Origin of the sequence: Arthrobacter sp. Y-9 (genome assembly GCF_029690065.1) — a bacterium.
Classification (GTDB): Bacteria; Actinomycetota; Actinomycetes; order Actinomycetales; family Micrococcaceae; genus Arthrobacter_E.
In genome coordinates this window covers 3,457,330-3,481,612 of sequence record NZ_CP121463.1, presented here as the reverse complement: position 1 = coordinate 3,481,612, position 24,283 = coordinate 3,457,330, and the positions used below count along the sequence as shown (strand labels likewise).

The following is a 24,283-nucleotide window of genomic DNA, read 5'->3' as shown; positions in this document are numbered from 1 at the left end:
TCGAGGGCCGCCGTCGCGCGGGCTGAAACCCCGCTGCTGGAAACCACACGGGCAGCGGTCCTGGCGTGTCCGAACGGCCCGGCGCTCGCCGGAGACCGGGGGCGGGCCGGACGATGATCGAATTCCGCTCCGTCTCCAAGACGTTCCCCGACGGCACGCTCGCCGTGGACGGCTTCAACCTGGTCATCCCGCCCCGGCAGACCACCGTCCTGGTGGGCTCCTCCGGATCGGGCAAGACCACCCTGCTCCGCATGATCAACCGGATGGTGGAGCCGAGCTCCGGCACCGTGGAGATCGACGGCGAAAGCGTCCTGGACCGTGACCCGGTGGCCCTACGGCGTGGCATCGGCTACGTCATGCAGAACTCCGGCCTGATGCCGCACTTCACCGTGCTGGACAACGTCGCCACCGTGATGCGGCTCAACGGCGCCTCCCGGGCCGACGCCCACACGCGCGCCCGCGAGATGCTGGACACCGTGGGCCTCTCCCAGAAGCTCGCGGACCGGTACCCGAGCCAGCTGTCCGGGGGCCAGCAGCAGAGGGTCGGCGTGGCCCGTGGTCTCGCGGCAGACCCGAACATCCTGCTCATGGACGAGCCGTTCGGAGCGGTCGACCCGATCGTCCGCGCCGAGCTTCAGCAGGAACTCCTGCGTCTCCAGTCCGAACTCGGCAAGACCGTGGTGTTCGTGACCCACGACATCGACGAGGCGTTCCTGCTCGGCGACCGCATCGTCATCCTCGGCGCCGGCGCGCAGATCGTGCAGGAAGGCACTCCCGAGGAGATCATCGCGAATCCTGCCGACGACTTCGTGGCCGCCTTCATCGGGGCGGACCGGGGCAAGCGCGCCCTGCGCCTGGTGGAGACCCCCGAGGGCACCGTGGTGGTCGACGCGACCGGTCGGACCCAGGGAGCGCTCGTGGACGCGCCGGCAGCGTCCGGAGCCGTGGGCGGAACCGCCCCGGCCGTGGCGCCGGGCGGCGGGACCGGCGGCTGACGTGACCTGGATCCTCGACAACCTGGGGCTGATCCTCAATCTGACCGGAGTGCATCTGCGGCAGAGCGTCATCGCCCTGGCCCTCGGCATCGTGGTCGCGATTCCGCTGGGCCGTTTCGCCTGGCGGTACCGGCTCGTCCGCGGACCCGTCATCCTGCTGACCGGGCTGCTCTACACGATCCCGTCGCTCGCGCTGCTGATTCTGCTGCCGGCGCTCTTCGGCTACCCGGCCACCAACGAGGCGAATCTCGTCACGGCGCTGACCATCTATGCCGTCGCCATCCTGGTGCGCTCCGTGGCTGACGGTCTCGACGCCGTGGACCCCGACGTGCGCCGCGCCGCCACCGCTATGGGGTACGCACCTGCACGCCGGTTCTGGACGGTGGAACTGCCCCTCGCCGCCCCCGTGATCCTCGCCGGGGTGCGCGTGGCGGCCGTCAGCACGATCGCCCTGGCCACGGTGGGCACCCTGATCGGGGTCAACAACCTGGGGTATCTCTTCACCAACGGGCTGGACCGCCGGCTCATCGAAGAGGTGTTCGCCGGAGTCGCCGCCGTGGTGATCCTGGCGATTCTCGTGGACGTGGTCCTGGTGCTTCTGGGGCGCCTGCTCATGCCCTGGCAGCGTGCCACGAACGGCCGGGCGAAGCGCTCGCGGGCCGCCGAGCCGGCGGAGGTGTCCGCATGAACCTCTTCGCCGATGCGGTCCGTTGGCTGACCGATCCCGAGCAGTGGACCGGCACCTACGCGCTCCCCACTCTCCTCGGACAGCACCTGCTGTACACGGCGCTGTCCGTGCTGATCGCCGCCATCGTCGCGGTGCCTGCCGGCTGGCTCATCGGCCACACGGGACGCGGCCGCGAGGTGGCCGTCGCGATCTCCGGCGCCGCCCGGGCCATTCCGTCGTTCGGGCTGCTCATCCTGCTGGTGCTCCTGTTCGGCGTGCTGCAGGTCCCGGCGGCGGCCCTCGTGACGTTCGTGCTGCTCGGCATCCCGTCCCTCCTGGCCGGCGCCTACACCGGGATCGAGGCGATCGACCGCCGCGTGATCGACGCCGCCAAGGCCATGGGCATGACCCCGTGGCAGGTGTTCTGGAAGGTGGAGTTCCGCCTCGGCCTGCCGCTGCTCATCGGCGGTCTCCGTGCGGCCACGCTTCAGGTCATCGCCACCGTCACCATCGCCGCCTACGTCAATCTGGGCGGTCTCGGCTGGCCCATCATCCAGGGCATCCCGCTGCGCCGCTTCGATCAGGTGCTGGCCGGCGCCCTGCTGGTGGCGGTCCTCGCCCTGATCGTCGATCTCCTGTTCGCCCTGGCCCAGCGCGCCGCCGTCCCCGCCGGGGTGCGGGTGTCCGGCGGCGGGCGCCAGGAGACCGAACCCCGTGCGCGCCGTCGCACGTCATCCCGCGTCCGGCTGAACACCCCAGCCGCGTCCAGACAGCACGCCGAGTGAAACTCCGCGTGAGGAAGTGAAGAGAGGAACCACCATGTTCACTGCTCGCATCGCCAGGATCGCCGCGGCCGGCGCCGCGCTCGCCGTCACTCTCGCCCTCAGCGCGTGCGGTTCCGGCAACCCGCTGGACCAGCCCAGCACCGCGGGAGGCGGCTCCGGGGACAAGATCGTCGTCGGGTCGCAGGCGTACTATTCGAACGAGATCATCGCCGAGATCTACGCCCAGGGCCTCGAGAAGGACGGCCAGAAGGTGGAGCGTAAATTCAACATCGGCCAGCGCGACGCCTACATGGGCGACGTGAAGTCCGGGGCGATCAGTCTGTTCCCCGAGTACACCGGCAACCTCCTGGAGTTCCTGCAGGGCAAGGCGTCCTCGACGAGCCCCGCCGATGTGTACGCCGAGCTGAAGAAGGCCCTGCCCAAGGGTCTTGTGGCGCTCGACTACGCTCAGGCCGCGGACCAGGACACCTACACGGTGACCAAGGCGACCGCCGACAAGTACGGCCTCCAGACGATCGCGGACCTGAGCAAGGTCCAGGGCAAGGTCACGATCGGCGGCGCCCCGGAGTTCGAGAAGCGCCCGTACGGACCGGCTGCCGCGAAGACCCAGTACGGCGTGGATCTCGCCTTCTCCGCGACCGGCCCCACCACCCTGGACGCGCTGCGTGCTGGGACGGTGCAGGTGGCGGACATCTACTCTGCGGATCCGGCGTTCGAAAAGGGTGACCTGGTCACGCTGAAGGATCCGAAGAACATGATCCTGTCCTCCAACGTGGTGCCGATCGCGAGCGAGGCCGTCTCCGGGAAGATCTCCAAGGTGATCAACGCGATCAGCGCGAAGCTGACCACCGAGGAACTGGTGAAGCTGAACGTCCAGAGCACGGTGGGCAAGCGCCAGCCGGCCGAGATCGCCACGGCCTGGCTCAAGGACAAGGGCCTGAGCTGACCGGCCTCGGCTGATCGGTCTCAGCTGACCGGCATCAGCTGACCGGCAGGGGACGCTCCGGGCAGGGGGTGGAGCGTCCCCGCCGTCGCGGGTCGTGGGATCCGTGACGGATGATGCGTGATGGAACGGAGGAGCGATGACGGAGGAGCATCCTGTGGACGGCGAGCCCCAGGGCACGGCTCCGGTCGGAACGGCGCCTGACGGCGCCGTCGTCGACTGGCTCCTGAGCGGTGACCCCGCACTGCGCTGGCAGGTCCAGCGCGATCTCCTGGACGCGCCCGAGTCGGTGTGGGAGGCCGACCGGGCGCGGATCGCGACCGAGGGCGCCGGAGCCAGGCTCCTCGCTCTGGCCGGGGAGGACGGCCAATGGGCCGGCGGGTCCTTCGTGCCCGAGGGCTTCACCCGGGCGGACTGGAAGGCGGAGGGGCAGCCCTGGACCGCCACCACGTACAGCCTCACGCAGCTGCGCGAGTTCGGTCTGGACCCCTCCACCCCGAGGATCCGGGAGATCGTGGAACTCGTGGGCCGGAACTCCCGCTGGGACCATGACGGCCAGCGGTTCTGGGACGGCGAAGTGGACACCTGCATCAACGCCAGGACGCTTGCGGACGGCGTCTGTTTCGGACTCGCACTTCCCGCCCTCGTCGAGTGGATGCTCGCCGAACAGCAGCCCGACGGCGGCTGGAACTGTGAGCGCGAGAACGGCTCCGTGCGCGCCTCCTTCGACACCACGATCAACGTCCTCGAAGCGCTCCTGGAACTGGAGCGCAACGGGCAGGGCACTCCGGAGACCCGACGGGCGCGTCGGGCGGGCGAGGAGTACCTCCTGGAGCGCGGCCTCTTCCTGCGGAAGAGCACCGGCGAGCCCGTCGACCCCGGATACTTGGATCTCCGCTATCCCTGGCGGTGGCGCTACGACGTCCTCCGCGCCGCCGACCACCTCCGGTCCGCTTCGCTCGTGGACGGCACCGCGCCCGACCCCCGGCTGGCCCCGGTGATCGACCATCTGCGCTCCCGTCGTCAGGCCGACGGCCGCTGGCTCCTGGACGACGAGCTGCGCGGCCGGGTCTGGTTCACCCTCGACGACGGCGTCGGCCTGCCGTCGCGCTGGATCACCTTCCGGGCGCTCCGGGTCCTCCGCTGGTGGGAGGCGGGGCGGGGCGCCTGAGGCGCCGGGCTGGTCTGCTGCCCACAACCACCATCGCGGTCACCGTTTCGAGCGCTGACCGGCAAGACTGGACCCAGGGAGGGTGCCCCCTTGCCTGCCATGCCTGCTCTAGGACTGCTTTCGCGGTCTCCTGATCAGGATGTAAAGGAGAGTCAGTAAGCCGAGGACCGCGCCCCCTTGCAGAACCCAGCGAGATGCTGCCATTCCAGCATCGAATGATGCCGAACCGTGTTCGGTGGAGAACAGGGTTGTCATCAAGATCGTGACCCCTGCGAGCAGCAAACACAGGGCGATGACGATGCACATTCGAATCGGAATGCCGAACCTTTTCCATGCATCAAGCATTTGGTTCCTCCATTCGACGACTTATCGACACCGGCAAGACTGCCGATCTACTTCCGGTATAAGACCGCGCTGTGGGCATTTTGAAGCATGTGACCTTGTCACGCCTGATATGAAATTGCGACTTGAGAAATGTTGAGCAACGGGTTTCTTTCGAGCTTCACGTTCGGCCGCCGATCGAGTGGCCCTGCTTGGGTGGCCGAGACATCTGACCGCCATCGCCTCCGCTGGTGGGAGGCGGGGCAGGGCGCCTGAGGCGCCGGGCTGGTCAGTGGACCCCGTCAGGGGGTCAGGACCGACCGCAGCCCGGTTCCGGCCGCCAGGTCCTCGAGGGCGTCGGCGGCCTCGGAGAGGGGCCGGACGCGGTCGATGAGCCGTTCGAGCGGCAGCAGCCCCGCGAGGTGGAGCCGCGCGAGCCGGGGGATGTCCACCTGCGCCACGCTCGACCCGTAATTGCACCCCAGGATGCTCTTGCCCTGGTCCGCCAGGTCGAACGGGTCGATGCTGGCCCGGGCGCCGATGCGGGTCATGCCGACCAGCACGGCGGCGCCGCCCGGAGCGAGCAGCCCGGGGAGGGTCTCGATGACCTTCTCGTTCCCGATCGCCTCGAACGCGAAATCCACGCCTCCGAACTGTTCCGTGACGAATTCGGTCAGGTCCGTCTCGCGAGGGTCCAGGGTGACCGTGGCCCCCAGTTCGCGTGCCATGGCCCGCTTCTCCTCGGACAGGTCCACCGCGATGATCGGGTCGGCGCCCGCGAGGCGGAGCCCCATCACCACGGAGAGGCCCACGCCGCCACAGCCGATGACCACGGCGGAGGCTCCCGCCGGGACCTTCGCGGTGTTCAGGACCGCGCCCACGCCGGTGGTCACCGAGCAGCCGAGGAGGGCGCCCACGGTGAAGGGCAGCCGCTCGTCGACCTTGACCGCCGCCGACTCCGGCACGACCACCTCCGGCGTGAAGGTGCCCAGCCCGAGGTAGGGCCAGAGGGGCTCGCCGTCGCCGTCGCGGAATGCGGTGGTGCCGTCCGGCAAGGTGTTGGACAGCGCGGTGGTGCCGGTGCACAGCCAGCCGCGGCCGGCGGCGCAGTTGACGCACCGTCCGCACGGGGCGAACCAGGACAGCACCACATGGTCGCCGGGCTGAACGGTGGTGACGCCCGGTCCGGTCTCCTCGACGATGCCCGCGGCCTCGTGACCGAGGACCAGGGGCTGCGCCGCGGGCCAGTCGCCGTTGACGATGTGCAGATCCGAGTGGCAGACGCCCGTGGCTCGGATGCCGACCCGGACCTGGCCGGGCCCGGGGGACGCCACGGTGAGCGGCTCCCGGGACACGCCGCGTCCGGCGCGGAAGGTGGTGGCTTCGGTCATGGTGGTCTCCTGATCGGAAGGCGGCAGCCGGAAGGCTGCCATCGGAACGGTGTGGAGGCGGACCCCGCCTACGCGGGACCCTGCCCGGAGAGCTGTTCGTCGCTCCGGCGTCGTTCGCTCTCCTCCGCCGCGAGGTCGAGCGAACGGCCCAGCAGCCAGTACGCCACCGAGGTGACGGCGAGGCCGACGAGCCAGGCGATGTCGACGTCGCCCAGGGCGGAGGCCACCGGGCCCACGAAGCTCCAGCCGCCGATGGTCGGCAGGACCATGAAGGGGATCTCGCTCAGGAGGCCGATGGCGAACGCGGTGAGTCCGCGCCAGCCCCAGGCGCCATAGATGCCGTTGGGCGTGAAGAGGTCCGCGATGGCGTAATGACCGCGCCGCACCACGAAGAAATCGACCAGATTGGTGGCCGTCCAGGGGACCAGGATGTAGAGCATCAGGGTCAGGGCGGAGAAGACCGTGGCGACGGATCCGGAGCTGATCGAGGAGGCCACCAGGTACCAGAGCACCGCGAGTCCGAGGACCGTGACCACGCGGGCGGTGGTCTTGGGCTTGATCGGGCGGATCGAGTCGACCGTGGTCAGGACGGTGAGCATGCCGCCGTAGGCGTTCATGCCCATGGTCGCGGTCAGGGCGAGCGCCGAGAGCAGGGCGGCCACGTTCCCGAGGGACGGGAAGATCGTGTTGCCCGCGGTCTGGAGGCCGGCGAGACCGTCGGTCGCGCCGAGGGCGATCGACAGCCACGCGCCCAGCGAGATCAGCCAGATGGCCGAGGAGGAGGCGCCTAAGAAGACGGCGGCGATCACGGACCGTGCCGGGGTGTTCGTGGGGAGGTACCGGGAGTTGTCGGAGACGTAGGGGGCGTAGGTGATGTTGTACGCCGCGCAGGCCGCGAACTGCGCCATGAAGGCGACCCAGGTGAAGCCGTAGTGCGAGGAATCCCAGGATCCGCCGGCGCCGCCGCTGATGACCCCGATGGTCAGGATCGTCATGATGGGCAGCGAGACGTACAGCAGGATGCGGAACGCCTTGTGCAGCCAGTCGTGGCCGAAGATCGCGAGGCCCGCGCCGGCCACCGTCGCGAGAACGGCGATCAGCGTCGGGTTCCAGCCGAAGGAGCTGTTCAGGCCTTCGCTCAACAGGACCGTGTCCGCCACGTTGAACGCGATGTACGTGAAGAGAGTGGCGAGGAGCGGGACCACGACGCCGCGGTAGCCGAACTGCGCCCGCGACTGGATCAGCTGGGGCAGGCCCATGGTGGGGCCCTGGGAGGCGTGGAAGGCCATGAAGACCGTGCCGACGGCGATGCCCAGGACGCTCGCCACGACGGTCCAGCCGAGGGAGAGCCCCATGGACGGGCCGATGAACCCGATGGGGATCGAGAAGTACTGGAAGTTGCCGAGGAACCACAACGGGCCCTGGTGCCAGAGTTTGCCGTGGCGTTCGCTCTCCGGGACCCAGTCGATGGACCGGGCTTCGATGAGCCGGGCGGGGCTGCCGGTGTCTGAAGGGGTGGTGGTCATGGCATTCCTTCGAGGGGAGGGATCCCGGGGAGGTGAGGTCCGGGAGAAGGGGGATGACGGCGTATCGGACGAGGCTGGAAGAGTCGGGTTGTCTGGTATGCAACGAAAGTTTTCACCATGGTATGGCCTGGATCACATTTTAATCAAATGGCATTTGGTTTTAGGTCGTGCGGGCGTGAACTGGAATACTCGGACCATGGCCAGACCCCGGACGCGTCTACTCTCGCGCGACATCATTCTGGACGCGGCGCTGGAACTGATCGACCGCCACCATGACTTCACGATCCAGGGGATCGGCAAGCACCTGGGCGTGAACCCGTCGTCGCTGTATCACCACCTCAGTGGCGGGCGGGACGAGATCATCAACGCACTCCGCGAGCGGTTCTACCGGAAGATCAGCCTTGACGCGCTGCGGGACGCGGACCGCCCCTGGCAGGAGCGCGTGGAGCACTGGATCCGTTCGTACCGCGAGGCCGTGGCGCAGTACCCCGCTGCGATCCCGCTCCTGATGGGGCGCATGGTGGATGACCGGCCCACGCTCGCCGTGTACGAGACGCTGGTCGCGCTGCTCGCGGAGGCGGGGGTGCCGGTCCGGCAGCGGGTCACGGTGGTGTCGATGCTCGACGCCGTCGTGTTCGGTTCGGCGGCCGACGCCGTCTCGCCGGACCCCCTCTGGCTCACGTCCCCGCTGTCGCAACCGGCGCTTCACGAGGCGGTCGCCGCCGCGACGCCGTCCGAGCGGGTGGCCGAAGGGCTCACCCTCGCCATTCAGGCGTCCGTCGCCTGGATCGAAGTCCTGGCAGCGAAAGCGTCCGAGGAGGCTACGCCGTCCCGGCCCCCGGCGCCCGGCGACGCATGAGCGCGCGGCCCGGCACGCCGTCGTACACCCGGGTGAAGCCAGCCTGCTCGAAGAGCGTCACCGTCCCGTGGAACAGGTCCGAGGAGGTCGCCTTGGGACGGTCGGCGGTGTCCACCGGGTAGCCCTCCACCCAGTCGGCGCCGTGCTCGGCCGCGAAGGCGACCGCCGCATCCAGGAGCGCACGGGCCACCCCGCGGCGGCGGTGCGTCCGCGCCACGACGAAACAGCTCACCACCCAGTGCTCGCCGTCCTCAGGCGGGACGGCGCGGTCGGCCTTCTGGACGAGCTGCAGGTGCTCCACGCGCGGGTAGCAGCGGCGCGGTGCGACGGCGGCCCAGCCGACCGCCGTCCCGTCGGCGAACGCCAGCACGCCCGGGGGCACCTCGTCCCGCTGGAATTGCTCGCGCAGCAGCTCCTTGCGTTCAGCGCGCGGCTGGCTCTTCCATTCGGCCGGACGCAGGGTGAACCACTGGCACCAGCAGCCCGCCGCGTCGCCGCCGAGGGAGAAGAGGCGCTCCACCTCCTCCCAGTCGGCAGGAGCTGTCCTGATGCCGTCGGGCCGGGGTGCGCGCGTGTCCACGGTGCTCATGAATCCACTCTGACGTGGGTCGGGTGTCCTGTCGAGAGCCGGGGTCCGTACCATCAGAAGGTGCGACTTCTCCTGATCGGCTTCGGTCTCCTTCTCCTCGGCGGCATCGCGGTGCTCACCGGTGTGCTGCCGGCCACCGAGGCGCTCGCGCTGGGCGAGCGGGTGCTGCCGGTACTGCTGTTCGCGGGAGGAATCACCGTGGTGGCCGAACTCGCCGCCGACGCCGGGGTGTTCCGCGCGGTCTCCGGCCTGCTGGCGGGCCTGGCCCGGGGCCGGACCGTCCTGCTCTGGCTCCTGATCGTGCTGCTCTCCATTCTGTGCACCGCGTTCCTTTCGATCGACACCACGGCCGTGCTCCTGACACCCGTGGTCGTCCTCCTCGCATCGCATGCCGGACTGCGGCCGTTCCCGTTCGCCCTGACCACCGTCTGGCTGGCCAACACCGCGTCGCTGTGGCTGCCCGTGTCCAATCTGAGCAATCTGCTCGCCACCCACCGGCTCGGCGACGGCAGCGCCGGGGGTTTCCTGCAACTGCTCTGGGCGCCTGCGCTGGTGGCGAGCCTGCTCCCGGCGCTCCTCATCTTCCTGCTGTTCCGGCGGGAGCTGCGGGGCACCTTCACACCGGAGGTGGTGAAGCCGCCGGAGGACAAGGTGCTCTTCTGGATCTCGGCGGCGGTCACGGCGGTGCTGCTGCCGCTGCTCACGAGCGGCCTGGAGCCGTGGATCCCGGCCTGCGCCGCCGCGGTGGCGCTCCTCGTGGTGTTCGCCGTGCGACGCCGGGCCTCCCTGAGCTGGCGGCTGTTCCCCGGGCCGCTGATCGTGTTCGTCTGCGGCCTCTTCCTCGTGGTGCAGTCGGTGCACTCGCTCGGCGTGACGAACGTCCTGAGCGGGCTGGGCAACCAGGGCTCGGGCCTTCCGCAGCTCCTCGCCATGGCCGGCAGCGGCGCCGTCGGCTCCAACGTCGTGAACAATCTGCCGGCCTATCTGGGCCTGGAGCCGTTCGCGACGTCGCCTCAGCTGCTCGGCAGTCTGCTGATCGGCGTCAACACGGCGCCCCTCGTGACGCCGTGGGCGTCCCTGGCCACGCTCCTGTGGCACGACCGCCTCAAGACGGTCGGCGTCAGCGTCAGCTGGGGCGCGTATGTCCGCCTGGGTCTGGTCGCCGCCCCGCTCGTGATGGTCGCCTCGGTCCTGGCCCTCTGGCTCACGCGCGGCTGAGGCGTCACCCTCGTTCGCTATGGTTGCTGTAGTCAACCGATCCCAGGAGGTCTCATGTCGTACATCGTGGATTTCGTCAACGTCTCCACCACCGGACTGGAGTCCTCGCCCGTCGTGGACGCGCTCGCCGGACTGCGGGCGAATGAGGCCCGGTACTTCAAGAACAAGTACGACCACGTCTTCACCGTCCAGCCCGCCGCCGAGGCGCCCGAGGTCCTGGAGCGCGTGAACCGCATCCTGCGCGAGGAGCGGGACATCGTCATCGCTTCCACGCCGTTGGAGGTCTCCTCCTTCGAGGTGGACGGGATCCGGATGGACTACGTCATCTACGAATCGGGCCTGGTCCTCAACGTGATGTACACGCTGGAGGACGGCGGGAAGCGGGCCGTTGGTTTCAAGCTCTCCCAGGGTATGGAGGTCCCGGAGGAGCTGGCGTCCCGCTTCAAGTTCGCCCGTCAGAAGTCGAAGCTGGCCGGCGAGATCCGCGGCTCGTACTTCGTGATCAAGGGCGAGTACTGAGCCCCCGACTGCCGAGCCCCGTCCCTGAACGGGCGGGCCGCCGCCCTCGTGAAAGGAAGTCCGGTCGTGCCCTCATCCCAGGCATCCCCGTCCCGGCCCGCCGTGCGCGCCGCCGGAGTCCTGCTCCTGCTGGCCCCGTGCTGGTACCTGTTCTGCGAGACCATCGCCGCGCTCGGCTTCCCCGGGTACGACTACGCCCGCAACTACATCAGTGACCTCGGCGTCCCCGCCGGCGGCGTGTTCGAGGGCCGGGCGATGGAGTCCCGCCTCGCCGAGGTGATGAACGCCGGCTTCGTCGGCGAGGGACTGCTGATCACGCTCGCCGTCGTCGCGCTCCTTGCGGCGGACGCCGGACGACGACGGCGCCGCGGCGCCCTCTTCGCCCTCCTCCTCGTGCACTCCGCCGGCATCGCCGTGGTGGGCCTGGTGCACGGCTCGCCGGAGAACGCGGCCAACGGGCTGATGCTGTTCCACGGCCTGGGGGCCGTGGCGGCCATCGGGGCCGGCAATGCCGCGGCGCTCGTGGCGGGGACCGGCGACGCGCTCGCATTCCGCGACCAGCCCGGCGGCGCGCTGTACCGGAGGATCAGCGCAGTCCTGGGCGCGGCGGGCTTCGTGTTCGCCGTGCTCCTGACGACGCACACCTGGCTGCCGGACGGCGTCTGGGAGCGTGGTTCCGTCTACACGATCATCGCCTGGGAGCTGGTCACGGGCATCGCCCTGCTCCGCCGCACCGGTCGCTGACCACTTCCGTCCCGCTCCCTCATCGCGAAGGAACAGCTCGCGCCCTTTCCCGCGCAGGGAAGGGGCGCCAGCTGTTCCTTCGCGGCGCGTTCAGGAGGCGCGAAGGGGAGACGTGCTCAGGGCGCGAGCCGGTAGAAGACCGAGCCGAGCTGATGGCCGGGTTCGGTGGCGGGGTCCCACGCGACGCCGTCGGGGGTGGCGGGGTTGCCTGGCTGGGAGTTGCTGCTCTGGGGCCAGACGAGCAGTTTCCAGTAGCCCGGCAGGTCGAGCCGGAACGAGCCGAGGGTGGCTCCGAGGTACACGCCGGAGGCATCGCTCACGTAGTCCGGGACGGTCAGCGCGCGCGGTGCGGGCGTGACCGAGGCGGCGGCGCCGGATTCGTGGACGAACTGGAAGAACACCGAGGTGGTCCGGTCGTTGCCCTCCGCGGGGGTGCGCCCGGAGGTCTTCGCACCGACGAAGAAGCGGTTGCCGTCGATCAGCCCGTCCGAGCCCGCGTCGATGACGTTGCCCCAGCCGGTCTGCGAATCGGGGCCGGGGTATCCCGGGACGCCCGCGGTGATGGTGTCCCAGGCGTTGACGCCGAGGGGCCGGCCGTCGCTGCCGAAGTGGATGTGCTCGAACGGCATGGACAGCGTGGTCACGGCGCCGTCGGGCCAGGTGGCGCGGATCGGCCACGAGTAGGAGCCGAACGGGGCGTTGGGGACGTCCGCGTCACCCCGGGCGGAGAGGAAGATCCGCTCGAAGTCGTCGTCCAGGCGCTGGGCGTGCACCATGTCGTAGCGCTGGCCGGTCGGGGGAGCGGTCGGACTCAGGACCGTCCAGCCGGCACCGGCCTCCGGGTGGAAGAGGTACTCGAGGCGGCGGGGGCGCACGCCGCGGGGGACGATCGCCGTGAAATCGGCACGGAACTCGTCGGGGCCGCCGCCGATGGCGTTGATGCCGCCGAGGAGGGCCATCGAGTACACCGCCTCCACGGTCAGGACCGCCGTCGCCGTGACGCTCGTCCCCCGGATCTCCGCCGCCACCGACGCGGTCCCGGCCACGGTCCCGGCCCGGAACGGCGGCACGGTGAACGCGCCGTCCCCTCGCCCGACCACACGCGGCAGGCCGGCGCCGCCCGCGCCGTCCACCCAGACGAAGCCGGTCGGCAGCGTCACCGCGACGTCCTGGCCGCCGGTCGCCGTCGCCGTCGTGATCACACCCTGCACCACTGCCCCCGCGACGACGACGCCCGGCACCCCGGTGAGCGCCAGACCGGGAGCCGCGCTCGCGACGGCGGCCGGCGCCGCGACAGCCGCAGCGATCACCGGGACCGACCACGCGGACGCCCGGACCACCGAGCGCCGGGAGTGCTGCGGCCGCCCGGGGCCGGTCGGACGGTCCCGGGGCCCGGGACCCGCCTCCGCCGGGGTCCGGTGGTGGGTGTGGAAGTGCTCGGTCATGGGTGCTCCTGGAAATCTCCGGCCCGTCGGCTCGCTGCGTCCGGGACTGCGCAGGGCCTCGGAAGGGCCTGCCTGACCTGGAGAAACTATCCGGGTGGACGGGCGGCAGAGCGGGATCTGAGTGTTTTTCCACCGGGCTTTCCACCTGCTGCGGCCGGGTCCGTGAGGCCCGTCACGCGGGGTGGTGAACGGCGTCTCAGCTTTCGAAGAAGCCGCCGCGTTCCAGAAGTTCCACGGCCTCCTGGCGGGAGTTCACCTGGAGCTTTCGGTAGATGGCGATCGCCTGGGACTTCACGGTGCTCGGGGCGACGTGGAGTTCCTGCGCGATCTGCGGGAGCGGTGTGTCCGAGCGGAGCATCGTGGCGACGAGCCGTTTCCGCTCGGACAGGGCGGGCAGCACGAGCGCCGGCTCCGCGGTCTGCAGCACGTCGTCGGCCTGCCGGAGCAGGAGCGCCGCGTCGGCTGTCAGCTCGGGGGAGTGCTGTGCCAGCCGGGTCGCGAGGTATTCGAGTTCCGGGAGCGGGGTGGTCAGCAGGGCCGGGCCGGACGCCGACAGCCGGAGGAGCTGCACCGCGTCGCCGAACTCGTGAAGGGCCGTCTGGGTGTTACCGAGACGGAAGTTCGCGATGGACCGACGCAGCAGCACCTGGGGCAGCGTCCAGAGGTTGTGGGCGCTGCGCAATTGGAGGCAATCGCTCGTCCCGCTCAGGACGCCCCGGTAGTCCTGAAGCTGCAGCGCCGCCGACGCGCGCAGCGTGCCGGTGCAGAGGAAGTGGTTCTCCGAGGATTCCAGACCCCGCAGCACGCCCTGCGCGCGAAGGGGATCGCCGCGGAGGATGAGGAGGAACGCCTGAAGGGACACCGCGTAATCACGGAGGAGCTTCGGCGTGAACGGCTGGCTCTTGCCCATGGCCAGCAATGACGCCTGGGCCATGGCCTCGTGGAGCCGGCCGTGCAGGACATGGCACAGCACGGACACCATGGCCACGAGCGACGCGGCGCTCGCGTCGGCCTCCTGCAACGCCTCGACCCGGGGCAAGAGCCGGTCCATCCTTCCCCGGTCCGCCTGCGTGAAGGCGAGGAGGGACTCCGCGATGCCCTCCATGTACTCGGCCCGGCGGGTGTCCCAGCCCTGTTCCCGGGCAAGACTCCGGAGGGCGTTCAGATGGTCCTCCGCCAGAAGATGCTCGCCGCCGAAGGCCGCGGCCGTCGCCAGCAGCCCGTGGGCCCGCTGCATCCAGCGCGGATCCCCGTGGGCCGCGGCGTAGTCGGCGAGCCGGACGCCATGCTCCAGGGCGCACGTGGACAGGCCGGCGGCGAGGGCGGCTTCGGACAGTGCCGCCTCCAGGGCCAGGAAGGCGGGGACGGCGTCCGTCGCAACGGGCGCGACCGCCAGCCGGGATTCGCGCACCGTTTCGGCCAGGTCCAGGGCGGCCGTCAGGTCGTTGACGCGGACCTGGGCCATGATCATGGCCGCGCCGATGCTCTGGCGTTCCGCCGCGGAGAAGGCGAAGCGGTCCAGGGAGGACGGCTTGACGAGCCGCAGCGTGTCGATCATGAACCGCGGGACCGTGGTGCCCCCGTGCAGGGTCGAACCGATGAGGTGTTCCGTCGCCTGGAGGATCCAGACGCGATGTGAGGACTGTTCCGCGGCCATGCTCGACCTCCCCCGTCGTCGGCCCTGCGAGCCGGGGCTGCCCGAGCTGACCAGAGGAATCCGCTGAGAGCTCGGTCCCGACGTCTGCGGTGGGCGGGTCCCGGTCCTCCGGTTATACCCCACCCGTTCCTCCGCTGCCACGCCGTGAAGCCGTGCGCCGCGAGCGTGCGGCGCTCGCCGCCGTCGCGCCTCCCGCTCCACGCGAGAGAACACATGGTGCCCCTTCCCATGCTGGGAAGGGGCACCATGTGTTACTTCGCGGGATGGAGAGGGATCAGATGCCGACCGAGGTGATCGCGTTGTTCACCTGGGTGCAGTCTGCGGTGGTGGTGCCGGCGACGCCGTTGGTGACGTTGGCGGTGCAGGCCTGCTTCAGTGCGCTCTTGAGGGAGGCGTACGTGGCGTTGGACGGCAGCAGGGTCTGCGTGGTCCAGTACAGCTCGGCCGCCTTGTGGACGCCCAGGCCGGTGATGGTCTGACCGTTGAAGGTCGCGCCGTCGGTGATCAGGTAGGCCAGCTTGTTGCCCACGCCGCTGTTGGTGTGGACTCCACCGTAGTCGTTGTTCTGGTTCGGGTTGGTGCTGGTCGCGTGCCAGTAGGTGCCCTTGTAGATCTCCGGCTGCTGGTAGTTCTTCGGGCTCTTCATGTCACGGATGACGCCCAGCGAGCTGCCCTCGCCCATCTTCCACCGGTTGGCGGCGGTGTCATCGGAGCTGCCGTTGCTGATGTCGGTGAGTTCGCCGAAGATGTCGGACATGGACTCGTTGATGGCGCCGGCCTCGTTCTGGTACTGCAGGCCGTTGGTGCGGGACGTGACGCCGTGGGTCAGCTCGTGGCCGGTGACGTCGTCGGTGGTGACACCCTCGCCGTAGACCATGGCGCTGATCTCATCGGACCAGAAAGCGTTGGTGTACGGGCAGGCGTCGCCGCTGACACACTGACGGACGCTGCCGCGGATGGCGGTGCCCAGGCCGTCGCTGTAGTTCGCGCCGACCAGGGTGGTCAGGTCACCGGCGTTGGTGTTGGCCGCGTAGAAGGAGCTGGTGTCGCCGAAGAAGTTGTAGACGGCGTTGACGTCAGCCACGGTGGAGGCCGCCTGGCCTTCCTTGCGCTTCAGGACGTTCTTGGTGCCCACGCCGCACTTGAGGTCGTCGTAGGTGACGCCGCTGTTGCGGTTGGCGTCACACACGGCGCGGTTGAGCTCGTGGGTGTTGGTGGCAGTGGCCAGGACCGTGGGTGCGCCGGTGGCGGCGACGGTGACGGTGAAGCTGGCGTCCTTGTTGCTCACCACGACTTCGTAGGCGGGCTGGCCGACGGTGCCGCCCTCCGGGAAGCCGGCGAGGGCCGGCGCGTACCAGACGGTCTTGGTGACCTTGGCCTTGGAGGCCGGGAGCTTGACCTGCGTGGCGGCCGCTTCCTTGGCGGCCTTCTCACCCTTGGCCAGGTCCCGCTGCTGCGGGAAGGTGGCGCTGGTGGTGCCGGTGGCCACGGAACCCATGGCCTGGATCAGGGCCCCGTCCTTGTCGAGGGTCTGGGCGATCGAGGAACCGGCCACTTCGTGACCGTCGATCACCTGCACGAAGCGGGCGAGATGACCGGTGCCGAGCTGCTGGTCACGGACCTGCTTGAACTGGGATCCGGGCGCCGAGCCGAAGGACTCCTCCAGCATTCCGCTGACGGTATTGCGATCGACACGATGTGACTTGCTCTTGAACACGAAGCTCTCGGCCTGGCCTGACTTCGAGGTGAACGCTTGGCTGTCATCCGGGTTGTTCTGGCCGGCCCAAGCCGTGTTGACGGAAAGGCCGACTGTGGCGAGTGCGCCGACAGCACACATGGTTCCCAGCCTCTTGAGGCCTGACGTGGATCGCACGATGATTCCTCCTGATTTTGATTGGTGTTGCCCCCCGACTGAGAATGCAGGAGAAGTTAACTCGCAGTCAAGAGGTTTTTAAATTTGTCATGAAATGACATCTTCAAAAAATCGGCGTGAACTGAGAGTCCACTCCGCCACTTCCGCGGGATGACGCGGGAAGAGCGGGTCATCGCCCGCCGCTCCGGGCTCCCGGGGAACTTCGCGCTAGCCTTGGAAGGCGGCGTGTGTCGAAGCCGTGTCACACCGTCCGGAGGGAGCTTTACCGATGCGCGAGCCGTCCAGGACCACCGCCCACGGCACGGTCCCCCCTCTGCATCTGGACCCCCGGGCGATCGGCTGGGTCTTCGGCGGTGGAGTGCTCGGCGCCTATGCGCGGTACGGACTGTCCGTGGCCGTCCCAGCTCCTGGCGACTGGCCCTTGGCGACCGTCCTGATCAACGTGCTGGGCGCCTTCCTGCTCGGCCTGCTGCTGGAGTCGCTCATCCGCCGCGGCTCGGACATCGGCTGGGCGCGCCGCATCCGTCTCGTGGCCGGCACCGGCTTCCTGGGCGCCTTCACGACGTACAGCACCTTCGCCGTCGACGCCGTCCATCTGCTGCAGGCCGGCCGCCTCTCCGAGGCGTTCGGCTACCTCGCCGCGACGCTCCTGCTCGGGGGCGCCGCCACGGCGCTCGGGATCTGGCTCGCCGCGCTGAGCCATCGCCTGCGGGAAACGCGCCGGGACGGTCGCGCGACGCCGGGAGGAGCGGCATGAGCGCGCTCGTCCCGTTGTGGCTGGCTCTCGCGGGAGGCGTGGGCGCGGTCGCGCGATTCATGCTCGACGGCGCGGTGCGGCGCCGCTGGCCCACGGACTTCCCCTTCGCGACCCTGGTCATCAACGTGACCGGGTCCTTCGCCCTGGGCGTGCTGGCCGGGGCTGTGGCGGCCCAGAGGATCGGCCCGGAAGCCCTGCTGATCGCCGGTACCGGGTTCCTCGGCGGGTACACGACGTTCAGCACGGCGAGCCTGGAGACCGTCCGGCTTCTGCACAATCGCGAGCCGCTGCGGGCGGTGCTCTACGGCCTGGGCGGCGCGGTGCTGTGCCTCCTGGCCGCGTGGGGCGGGATCCTGCTCGCCTGACACAGGGCCGGCCGGTGCTCACGGTTCAGGCACACGGTTCCGGTCACACGAAAGCCCGTCCGAACCGGCGGTGTCACCGGTTCGGACGGGCTTCGTGGTCAGGCCGTCAGAGCCTGCCCATCGCGCCGACGATCGGCCGTGGGTCAGGCGGCGCCGTCGGCACGGACACCGGCTTCGATCCGTTCGCCGACCTCCTGGTCGATCTTCTTCCAGTATTCGAAGACCCGGCTGAGGACCGGTTCCACGACCTGGCCGGACACCATGCCGACGACCGTGTCCACGAGGCGGTCCCGCTCGGCGTCGTTCATGACGTCGCGGACCAGCGTGTGGGCCTGACCGAAGTCGTCATCCTCGGCGTGCAGCGTGTACGCGGAACGGACCAGCTCGCCGTCGGCCTCCCAGCCGTTCTCCGCCCGGCCCTCCGTGTCCTGGTACGGGCGGCCGTACGAGTTCGGCGCGTAGACGGGGGCCGCGCCGCTGTGATGGTACTGCAGGGTCCCTTCCTTGTCGTAGGAGTTCAGCGGTACGGCCGGGCGGTTGACCGGCAACTGGTTGAAGTTGGTCCCGAGGCGGTTCCGCTGCGCGTCCGGGTAGGAGAAGGTCCGGGCCAGGAGCATCTTGTCCGGGGAGACACCGGTGCCCGGCACCAGATTCGACGGGCTGAACGCGGCCTGCTCGATCTGGGCGAAGTGGTTCACCGGGTTCTGGTTGAGCGTGAAGCGGCTCACCGGGATGCGGGGGTAGTCCTTCTTCGACCACACCTTGGTCAGGTCGAAGGGGTTGAAGCGGTAGCTCCGGGCCTCCTCGTACGGCATGATCTGGACCTCGACGCGCCAGGACGGGAACTCGCCGCGGCCGATCGCCTCGAAGAGGTCCCGGCGGTGGGCGTCGGCGTCCTCGCCGGCCAGGGTGGCGGCTTCGTCGTTCGTGAGGAACTCGAGGCCCTGCTCGGTCAGGAAGTGGTACTTGACCCAGAAGCGCTCGCCGGCGTCGTTGACCCACATGTAGGTGTGGGAGGAGTAGCCGTTCATGTGGCGCCAGCTCCGCGGGATGCCGCGGTCGCCCATGAGGTAGGAGACCTGGTGCGAGGATTCGGGGGAGAGCGTCCAGAAGTCCCACTGCATGTTGACGTCCCGCAGGCCGGAGTCCGGCAGGCGCTTCTGGGAGTGGATGAAGTCGGGGAACTTCATCGGATCGCGGACGAAGAAGGTCGGCGTGTTGTTGCCGACGATGTCGTAGTTGCCGTCCTCGGTGTAGAACTTCAGCGCGAAACCGCGCACGTCCCGCCAGCTGTCCGGCGAGCCGAGTTCGCCGGCCACCGTGGAGAAGCGGGCGAGCATCGGGGTCACGGCGCCCTGCTGGAACAGCTTCGCCTTGGTGTAGGCCGAGACGTCCTCGGTCACCTCGAGCTGCCCGAAGGCGCCGGAGCCCTTCGCGTGGGGGCTGCGCTCCGGGATGCGTTCCCGGTCGAAGCGCGCCAGCTTTTCGATGAGCGCGATGTCATGGAGCAGCAGGGGGCCGTCCGGGCCGACGCTGAGCGAGTGGGCGTCGCTGTCGCGACGGGCTCCCGATTCCGTGGTCGACGGCACCGGGGCGTCGAGTTGCGAGTCACTGTCGAATGTCATGTCGTGCTCTCCTTCGGTTGTTCGGGTCAATCCGTTCCCGGGCGAGGTGCACTCGGCGCCGAAGGAGAACCCCCGGCAGTCCGGATCCGCGGGGGACCGGAGCGTGGCGCCATCGCTCTGAGCTGGGGTTTCCCTCTCCGGACGGCACCGGGTCGCGAGATGCGCCTCGCACGGCCATTCTTCAAGAAACCATCACGAGCGTCAAAGGCATCGGTCCCGCTGGGTATGGCGACCGTGCGGGGAACGGGGTTTCATGCGCCGGCGCCGGAGGAGTTCGGGCGGATGTCCGGTGTCCAGCGTGAAGTGGGGATCATCGCCTGTCAGATCGCAAGGCGGCATGTCTGAAGCGAACCGTCCGCTGGGGGATACGGCGAACGAACGAGGAGCCCTTGACTCGCTGCTCCGTTCCTTTAGCGACGAAACCACGCGCACTCTGCGCCCTTTGGTCAGAGGAGCCCGCGTGTGAAACGCGGCTTTCCGGGCCAGTGGAAACGCTGAAGCGGGAGCACGGTATCTGGTCGGCAATCTCGTGGGCATCCTCAGCTATTTTGAGCCCCGCCTGAAAGCACTCATGACGAGCGTTAATGGGGGACAGCGGCTCGTTGGCCAACGGCCTGTCGGCGTGCACTATGTGTGGCTGGCCGTAACCGGTTGACTCAGACTCATCGTGCTAGCCACATCGATGATGCGCGGGGATGAGGGCCGTACGCCACCCGCGAAGCCGTCACGACCAACGACGGCTCGAAGGCCCGGACGATGGCTTCGACCCTGCGCCTACTCAAGGCCGAGCAGCAGTCCCCAACGAAAAGCTCAGCTACCTGCGCCGCGCGGCAGAGAACTAGGAACGCGGAGCCCGGGCGCGCACCTGCGGCGACGTCGCCGTGCTCGCCGGGCACAACCGAGCCCACCACCTGGTCTACCGGCCTTGGGCCGGTCCTGGAGGCCGCCGAGCTCGCGCAGCGCTGGCGGGGGACCTGGCCGCCGGGGTGGACGCCTTTCGGGACCGCTACAACACCCCCGAGACCGAGGCGACTCCGATCCCGGAGACCCTCAGGGAGCAGGAGATCGCCAAGGACCTTCACGAGCGCGTCGTGGCGACGTCCCGGACCGCGCATGCCAGCCGCACCCATGCCAAGAACGATGACCTCGTTCTTGACGGCATGAAGGAGGTCGAGAAGGCCGCGGAAACCCACAGGCACCGTCCAGTCACCGACACCCAAGCCACGCCTCATGACCCGGATGGAACGCCTCGCCGCGGAACGGGTCGAGAAGAACCGCCAAGCCCGCGAGGCCCAACGTGCAGCCGAGACGCCCGAACAGACACGGAACCGTGAGGTCGCCGAATGACTGGCCGCGGAGCAGGCGCGAGAGGCTGCCGAGCTTGCACACGGTCACGAGCTCTGATCAGCTAGGCCGATGTACCGTTCACCAGGGCGGTTGCAGCGAGGATTGCGAATAGCTGAAGTGGGCCCGGCAGGAGTACGAAAGGATAAAGATGACAGATGGGGGAACATGATGCTGCAACAAAGAAGGATGTGAAAGAACACGGCAATCAGCAACCCTTACAAAGGTCACTGAGTGCGGTTCTTCAAGATTTCATTACTGTAAGCGGGATCCTAACGCTTGCCACTATGATGATTATTGGCATAATTGCAGCCGATAAAACCAATGAAAAGTTTTTCGATCTAATGGAAAAGATCGGCATGGCTGTACTTGAAAACTACGGCTGGGCTTTCGGAGGCTACGTTAGTGTCCTCTTGGGTTTCTACGTCGTAGTTATCGGCGGCCAATTTATTGGCGATAGTGTTTTCCAACACAAAATTCGCCAAGACCTCGGTTCAATTGGACTGATTATTGCAGGAACTTTGGTCCCGTCGGTTACCCTTATCGCGCTTGGGTGCGCGGCCAAACCGGAAAAGGCTGGCGCGCTTTTCCTCGTAGCCCCGTCGGCACTTCTTGTGGGATTCCTTGCAATTCGATTGGCCGCTCTTGGTGTTTGGGAGAAGAACCTCAGGCTAGCTGCCGCGCGGGAGGATCGCATTCGAGCGAAACAAACGCTGAGTAGGCTGAAAGTTCGCTCAGACCGCAATCCAGTGGCAGTGGGAACTGTCAACGCATCCGTGGCTCTAATCTTTGGTTTTGCCGTTGAGTATCTAACCATGGGAATGCGTTTTTTGTCTGATCCTGTCTTAGCGTTGCTAACGCTTGGCGCTAGCGTAATGGTGGCATATTTGCTTGTACACGTAGCAATATTTTTCCACAGGAGAAATCTCCACTATGTTGGCTCGCAGCGTAAACTCATGCCGTGGTTTTTAATTGTAGCGACATATGTATGTACATTTACCACAATTGTGAGATTGCTGACCAGAGGCGTCGTTCCTGGTTTTGCATTGTTGGTTTCGACGGCCACGTTCCTGCTTGTGGTGACTACCATTCGAGGACGAAAGAATGGCTCTTTTTTTACACGGTGGTCTCTTTGGGGTGCAGCCGTACGTATGGCAATCAACGACACAAGGGCTACGTTGAGTCGCGCGGATCGTGAAATTCGAGAGCTAACCAACGTGTGGGTCAATCACTGACCGGACTAGCTGCTGACCTTCAGTTCGTCGGATTTTTTCGAGCGATGCGGCTCAATGCGGCCTCCGTCCTTTTTCTCCGCCGGTCGATGACCTGCGCCGTTCGTGCGGCGGGTAGGTCATGAACCCTGGAAGTGTATGCGCTGCGCCTCGAGCACAGCCCGGAGGCTAATCCCCAATGTAGGAGACGCGCTCGTCCCAGCCCTCCGGACCTGTGCGTCGTACTGGCCCCTGGCAGACTCTGCCAGGGGCCAGTACGACGGCCTCCGCGATCACCGCCCGCGAGACGCCAGCCTGGTGGATATCACGGATCCCGGAGACCACCAGGTCGTCGAGCCTGTTCACCAGGCCGAGCGCCCCGTGATGCGAGCTCGCCGCGTTGTCGGGGCTGGGGACCGAAGTCAGCCCTGCCTGATTGTCTCCCCGAAGCAAACCGAAAATCCCCCGGCCGGCGCGCCACTGCGCGCCGGCCGGGGGATTCAAACCCGGAGAACCTTCAGGATTCAGCCGGGGTAAGGCTTGATCAGTGGTGCTTCTTCTCGTCGCCCTCTTCGCGGCGGCGGTCCTGGGAGCCGAGCTCGGCGCCGTCGGTGCCTTCGAAGAAGTCGCCATCGCGCCGTTCCTGGCGCTGCTCTTCCTGCTCGTTGTGCTCTTCGCGTAGTTCGTCGTTCTTGTCGTGTCCCATGACAGCTCCTTGATCCGCTCGGTGTGAGCCATTCGGTGTGGTCGGTCTCAGGCTATACCCGCCGAGTGGTAACGTTCCTGTCGAAAATCGCAGTCCCGCAGGGGCGTTCCAAGGCTCCCTTACGCCGGAATGACCGGGCCTCCGGCGGCACTCCGGAGAAGTGCGGGGCTCCACGCGCCGGATGTCCGACGGCCACGCCCGCTGAACGGCGTCGTGAAGTTCTATGGTGGCTGTCAATCGGTGCGTGGTCGCAGGGGAGAGCACCCGCTCGCCCCTGCGACCGGCGCCTAGCTCAGGAACTCACGGGCGGCGGCCACCAGGGCCTTCACGCCGTTGTCCAGTGTCGGGTCGATCACGGGGGCGAAGAACGGCGAGTGGTTGGAGGGGATGTCGTCGGGCATCCGGCCGGTCTTCGCCACGATCTCCGCGAGGGACGGCTCGCCGCCGCCCAGGAACCAGTAGACCAGCGGCACGTCGGCGGCCGTGGAGAACTCCCCGACGTCCTCGCTGCCGGAAAGCGGCCCCGGGTTCAGCACCCGCTGCTCGCCGAGCACGCCCCGCAGCACGGTGGCGACCCGCTCGCTCGCGGTGGGGTCGTTGACCGTGACGGGGAAGCGCTCGAAGTACTCGATCGTCGGTTCCTTCGGACTGGCCGAGGCCTGCGCCTCCGCCTTGGCCACGCGCTCCACGCTCTCCAGGACCTTGGAACGGACCTCCTCGCGGTAGCTGCGCACCGTCAGGCCGAGGGTCGCCTTGTCCGGGATGATGTTGTTCTTGGTGCCGGCGTGAACCTGGCCCACCGTCACGACGGCGGTGTCCAGGGCGCTGATCTCGCGGGACACCACGCCCTGCAGGCGGTTGATGACATTGGCCGCGAGGTACACGGGGTCCACCGTCGCCTCGGGGCGGGAGCCGTGTCCGCCCACGCCGTGGAGCGTGATGCTGAGGCTGTCCGCGGCGGCCATGGCCGGGCCGGGCGTGAGACCGATGAAGCCGGCCGGGATCGGCGCGACATGCTGCCCCAGCACCACGTCAGGACGCGGGAAGCGGTCCAGGAAACCGTCGCGGAGCATCTCCGCGGCGCCGCCACCGGCCTCCTCGGCGGGCTGGAACACGGTGACGAGCGTGCCCGACCACTCCTCGCGGAACCCGGCCAGCAGTTCGGCCGCCCCGAGCAGGCAGGTCACGTGCACATCGTGGCCGCAGGCGTGCATGACGGGGACGTCGTTGCCGTCCGGATCGGTCCCGCGGGCGGTGCTGGCATAGTCGAGGCCGGTCTGCTCCTCGACGGGCAGGCCGTCCATGTCCGCGCGCAGCAGCACGGTGGGGCCGACGCCGTTGGCCAGGACGCCGACGACGCCGGTCCGGCCCACGCCCTCCGTCACCTCGAAGCCGAGCTCACGCAAGTGCCCGGCGACGATGCCGGCCGTGCGGGTCTCCTGGAAGGAGAGTTCCGGGTTGCTGTGGAGGTCCTTGTATATGGCGGTGAGATCCAGAGTCATGTCCCCAGGCTAGTTGCGTTGAGCAACCACAGGAAGCGCCGCGCCGGACGCACGGCCACCTCGCCAGCCA

21 protein-coding genes are annotated in these 24,283 nt (G+C 68.3%); 12 read left to right on the top strand and 9 right to left on the bottom strand.

The annotated features are described in order from the left end of the window. Positions 1 to 113 precede the first annotated feature (113 nt). The 5 genes from P9849_RS15790 (at position 114) to P9849_RS15770 (ending at position 4,561) form a co-directional block, all read left to right on the top strand. Positions 114 to 995, top strand: a complete 882-nt coding sequence (locus P9849_RS15790) for an ATP-binding cassette domain-containing protein (RefSeq protein WP_278267652.1) — start codon at positions 114 to 116, stop codon at positions 993 to 995. A gap of 1 nt (position 996) precedes the next feature. Further along, positions 997 to 1,683, top strand: a complete 687-nt coding sequence (locus P9849_RS15785; protein ID WP_278267651.1) for an ABC transporter permease subunit — start codon at positions 997 to 999, stop codon at positions 1,681 to 1,683. Next, positions 1,680 to 2,447 carry an ABC transporter permease gene (locus P9849_RS15780; RefSeq protein WP_278267650.1) on the top strand — a complete coding sequence of 256 codons (768 nt, stop codon included), beginning with the start codon at positions 1,680 to 1,682 and terminating at the stop codon, positions 2,445 to 2,447. The genes P9849_RS15785 and P9849_RS15780 overlap by 4 nt, the downstream gene beginning before the upstream one ends. A gap of 34 nt (positions 2,448 to 2,481) precedes the next feature. Then, positions 2,482 to 3,393 (top strand): ABC transporter substrate-binding protein, encoded by a 912-nt coding sequence (locus tag P9849_RS15775; protein ID WP_278267649.1) that lies wholly within the window; start codon positions 2,482 to 2,484, stop codon positions 3,391 to 3,393. Positions 3,394 to 3,529: 136 nt separating this feature from the next. Next, a complete protein-coding gene (locus P9849_RS15770; RefSeq protein ID WP_278267648.1) occupies positions 3,530 to 4,561 on the top strand; it encodes a hypothetical protein in 1,032 nt (343 codons plus the stop codon). A 623-nt stretch (positions 4,562 to 5,184) separates the two neighbouring features. Here P9849_RS15770 and P9849_RS15765 read toward each other — a convergent pair. Beyond that, positions 5,185 to 6,273, bottom strand: a complete 1,089-nt coding sequence (locus P9849_RS15765; RefSeq protein ID WP_278267647.1) for an alcohol dehydrogenase catalytic domain-containing protein — start codon at positions 6,271 to 6,273, stop codon at positions 5,185 to 5,187. A gap of 68 nt (positions 6,274 to 6,341) precedes the next feature. Then, complete coding sequence (locus tag P9849_RS15760; protein WP_278267646.1) at positions 6,342 to 7,799, bottom strand: cytosine permease; 1,458 nt, start codon at positions 7,797 to 7,799, stop codon at positions 6,342 to 6,344. 196 nt (positions 7,800 to 7,995) lie between these two features. Between P9849_RS15760 and P9849_RS15755 the strand changes: the two genes are divergently transcribed. Then, positions 7,996 to 8,658, top strand: coding sequence for a TetR/AcrR family transcriptional regulator (locus P9849_RS15755; protein ID WP_278267645.1), 663 nt, complete (start codon positions 7,996 to 7,998; stop codon positions 8,656 to 8,658). Here the strand turns inward: P9849_RS15755 and P9849_RS15750 are convergent. Then, entirely contained in the window at positions 8,621 to 9,247 is a 627-nt protein-coding gene (locus tag P9849_RS15750) for a GNAT family N-acetyltransferase (protein ID WP_278267644.1), read from the bottom strand. The two genes, P9849_RS15755 and P9849_RS15750, sit on opposite strands and share 38 nt — an antisense overlap. A 60-nt stretch (positions 9,248 to 9,307) precedes the next feature. Between P9849_RS15750 and P9849_RS15745 the strand changes: the two genes are divergently transcribed. From P9849_RS15745 to P9849_RS15735, 3 genes are all read left to right on the top strand, one after another. Next, positions 9,308 to 10,465, top strand: a complete 1,158-nt coding sequence (locus P9849_RS15745) for an SLC13 family permease (RefSeq protein ID WP_278267643.1) — start codon at positions 9,308 to 9,310, stop codon at positions 10,463 to 10,465. 54 nt (positions 10,466 to 10,519) lie between these two features. Further along, positions 10,520 to 10,984, top strand: a complete 465-nt coding sequence (locus P9849_RS15740) for a phage tail protein (RefSeq protein WP_278267642.1) — start codon at positions 10,520 to 10,522, stop codon at positions 10,982 to 10,984. A 66-nt stretch (positions 10,985 to 11,050) separates the two neighbouring features. Then, positions 11,051 to 11,728, top strand: a complete 678-nt coding sequence (locus P9849_RS15735; protein ID WP_278267641.1) for a DUF998 domain-containing protein — start codon at positions 11,051 to 11,053, stop codon at positions 11,726 to 11,728. Between the two features lie 116 nt (positions 11,729 to 11,844). Here P9849_RS15735 and P9849_RS15730 read toward each other — a convergent pair whose 3' ends face one another. The 3 genes from P9849_RS15730 to P9849_RS15720 form a co-directional block, all read right to left on the bottom strand. After that, complete coding sequence (locus P9849_RS15730; protein ID WP_278267640.1) at positions 11,845 to 13,173, bottom strand: hypothetical protein; 1,329 nt, start codon at positions 13,171 to 13,173, stop codon at positions 11,845 to 11,847. 196 nt (positions 13,174 to 13,369) lie between these two features. After that, entirely contained in the window at positions 13,370 to 14,830 is a 1,461-nt protein-coding gene (locus tag P9849_RS15725) for a LuxR C-terminal-related transcriptional regulator (protein ID WP_278267639.1), read from the bottom strand. A gap of 274 nt (positions 14,831 to 15,104) precedes the next feature. Continuing rightward, positions 15,105 to 16,499: a M4 family metallopeptidase gene (locus tag P9849_RS15720; RefSeq protein WP_278267638.1), complete on the bottom strand. Its 1,395-nt coding sequence runs from the start codon at positions 16,497 to 16,499 to the stop codon at positions 15,105 to 15,107. Between the two features lie 472 nt (positions 16,500 to 16,971). Here P9849_RS15720 and P9849_RS15715 point away from each other — a divergent pair, with 472 nt between their 5' ends. Further along, positions 16,972 to 17,460, top strand: coding sequence for a CrcB family protein (locus P9849_RS15715; protein WP_278267637.1), 489 nt, complete (start codon positions 16,972 to 16,974; stop codon positions 17,458 to 17,460). Next, positions 17,457 to 17,825 (top strand): fluoride efflux transporter CrcB, encoded by a 369-nt coding sequence (crcB, locus tag P9849_RS15710; protein WP_278267636.1) that lies wholly within the window; start codon positions 17,457 to 17,459, stop codon positions 17,823 to 17,825. Before P9849_RS15715 ends, crcB begins: the two co-directional genes overlap by 4 nt. A gap of 143 nt (positions 17,826 to 17,968) precedes the next feature. On the opposite strand, the gene P9849_RS15705 is transcribed toward crcB, so the two are convergent. Then, positions 17,969 to 19,450: a catalase gene (locus P9849_RS15705; protein WP_278267635.1), complete on the bottom strand. Its 1,482-nt coding sequence runs from the start codon at positions 19,448 to 19,450 to the stop codon at positions 17,969 to 17,971. A 1,502-nt stretch (positions 19,451 to 20,952) separates the two neighbouring features. Between P9849_RS15705 and P9849_RS15700 the strand changes: the two genes are divergently transcribed. Further along, positions 20,953 to 22,029 carry a hypothetical protein gene (locus P9849_RS15700; protein ID WP_278267634.1) on the top strand — a complete coding sequence of 359 codons (1,077 nt, stop codon included), beginning with the start codon at positions 20,953 to 20,955 and terminating at the stop codon, positions 22,027 to 22,029. A gap of 520 nt (positions 22,030 to 22,549) precedes the next feature. Here the strand turns inward: P9849_RS15700 and P9849_RS15695 are convergent. Together P9849_RS15695 and P9849_RS15690 are read right to left on the bottom strand one after the other, a co-directional pair. Beyond that, positions 22,550 to 22,711, bottom strand: a complete 162-nt coding sequence (locus P9849_RS15695; protein ID WP_278267633.1) for a hypothetical protein — start codon at positions 22,709 to 22,711, stop codon at positions 22,550 to 22,552. Between the two features lie 287 nt (positions 22,712 to 22,998). Then, positions 22,999 to 24,213: an amidohydrolase gene (locus tag P9849_RS15690; protein WP_278267632.1), complete on the bottom strand. Its 1,215-nt coding sequence runs from the start codon at positions 24,211 to 24,213 to the stop codon at positions 22,999 to 23,001. Positions 24,214 to 24,283: the final 70 nt, after the last annotated feature.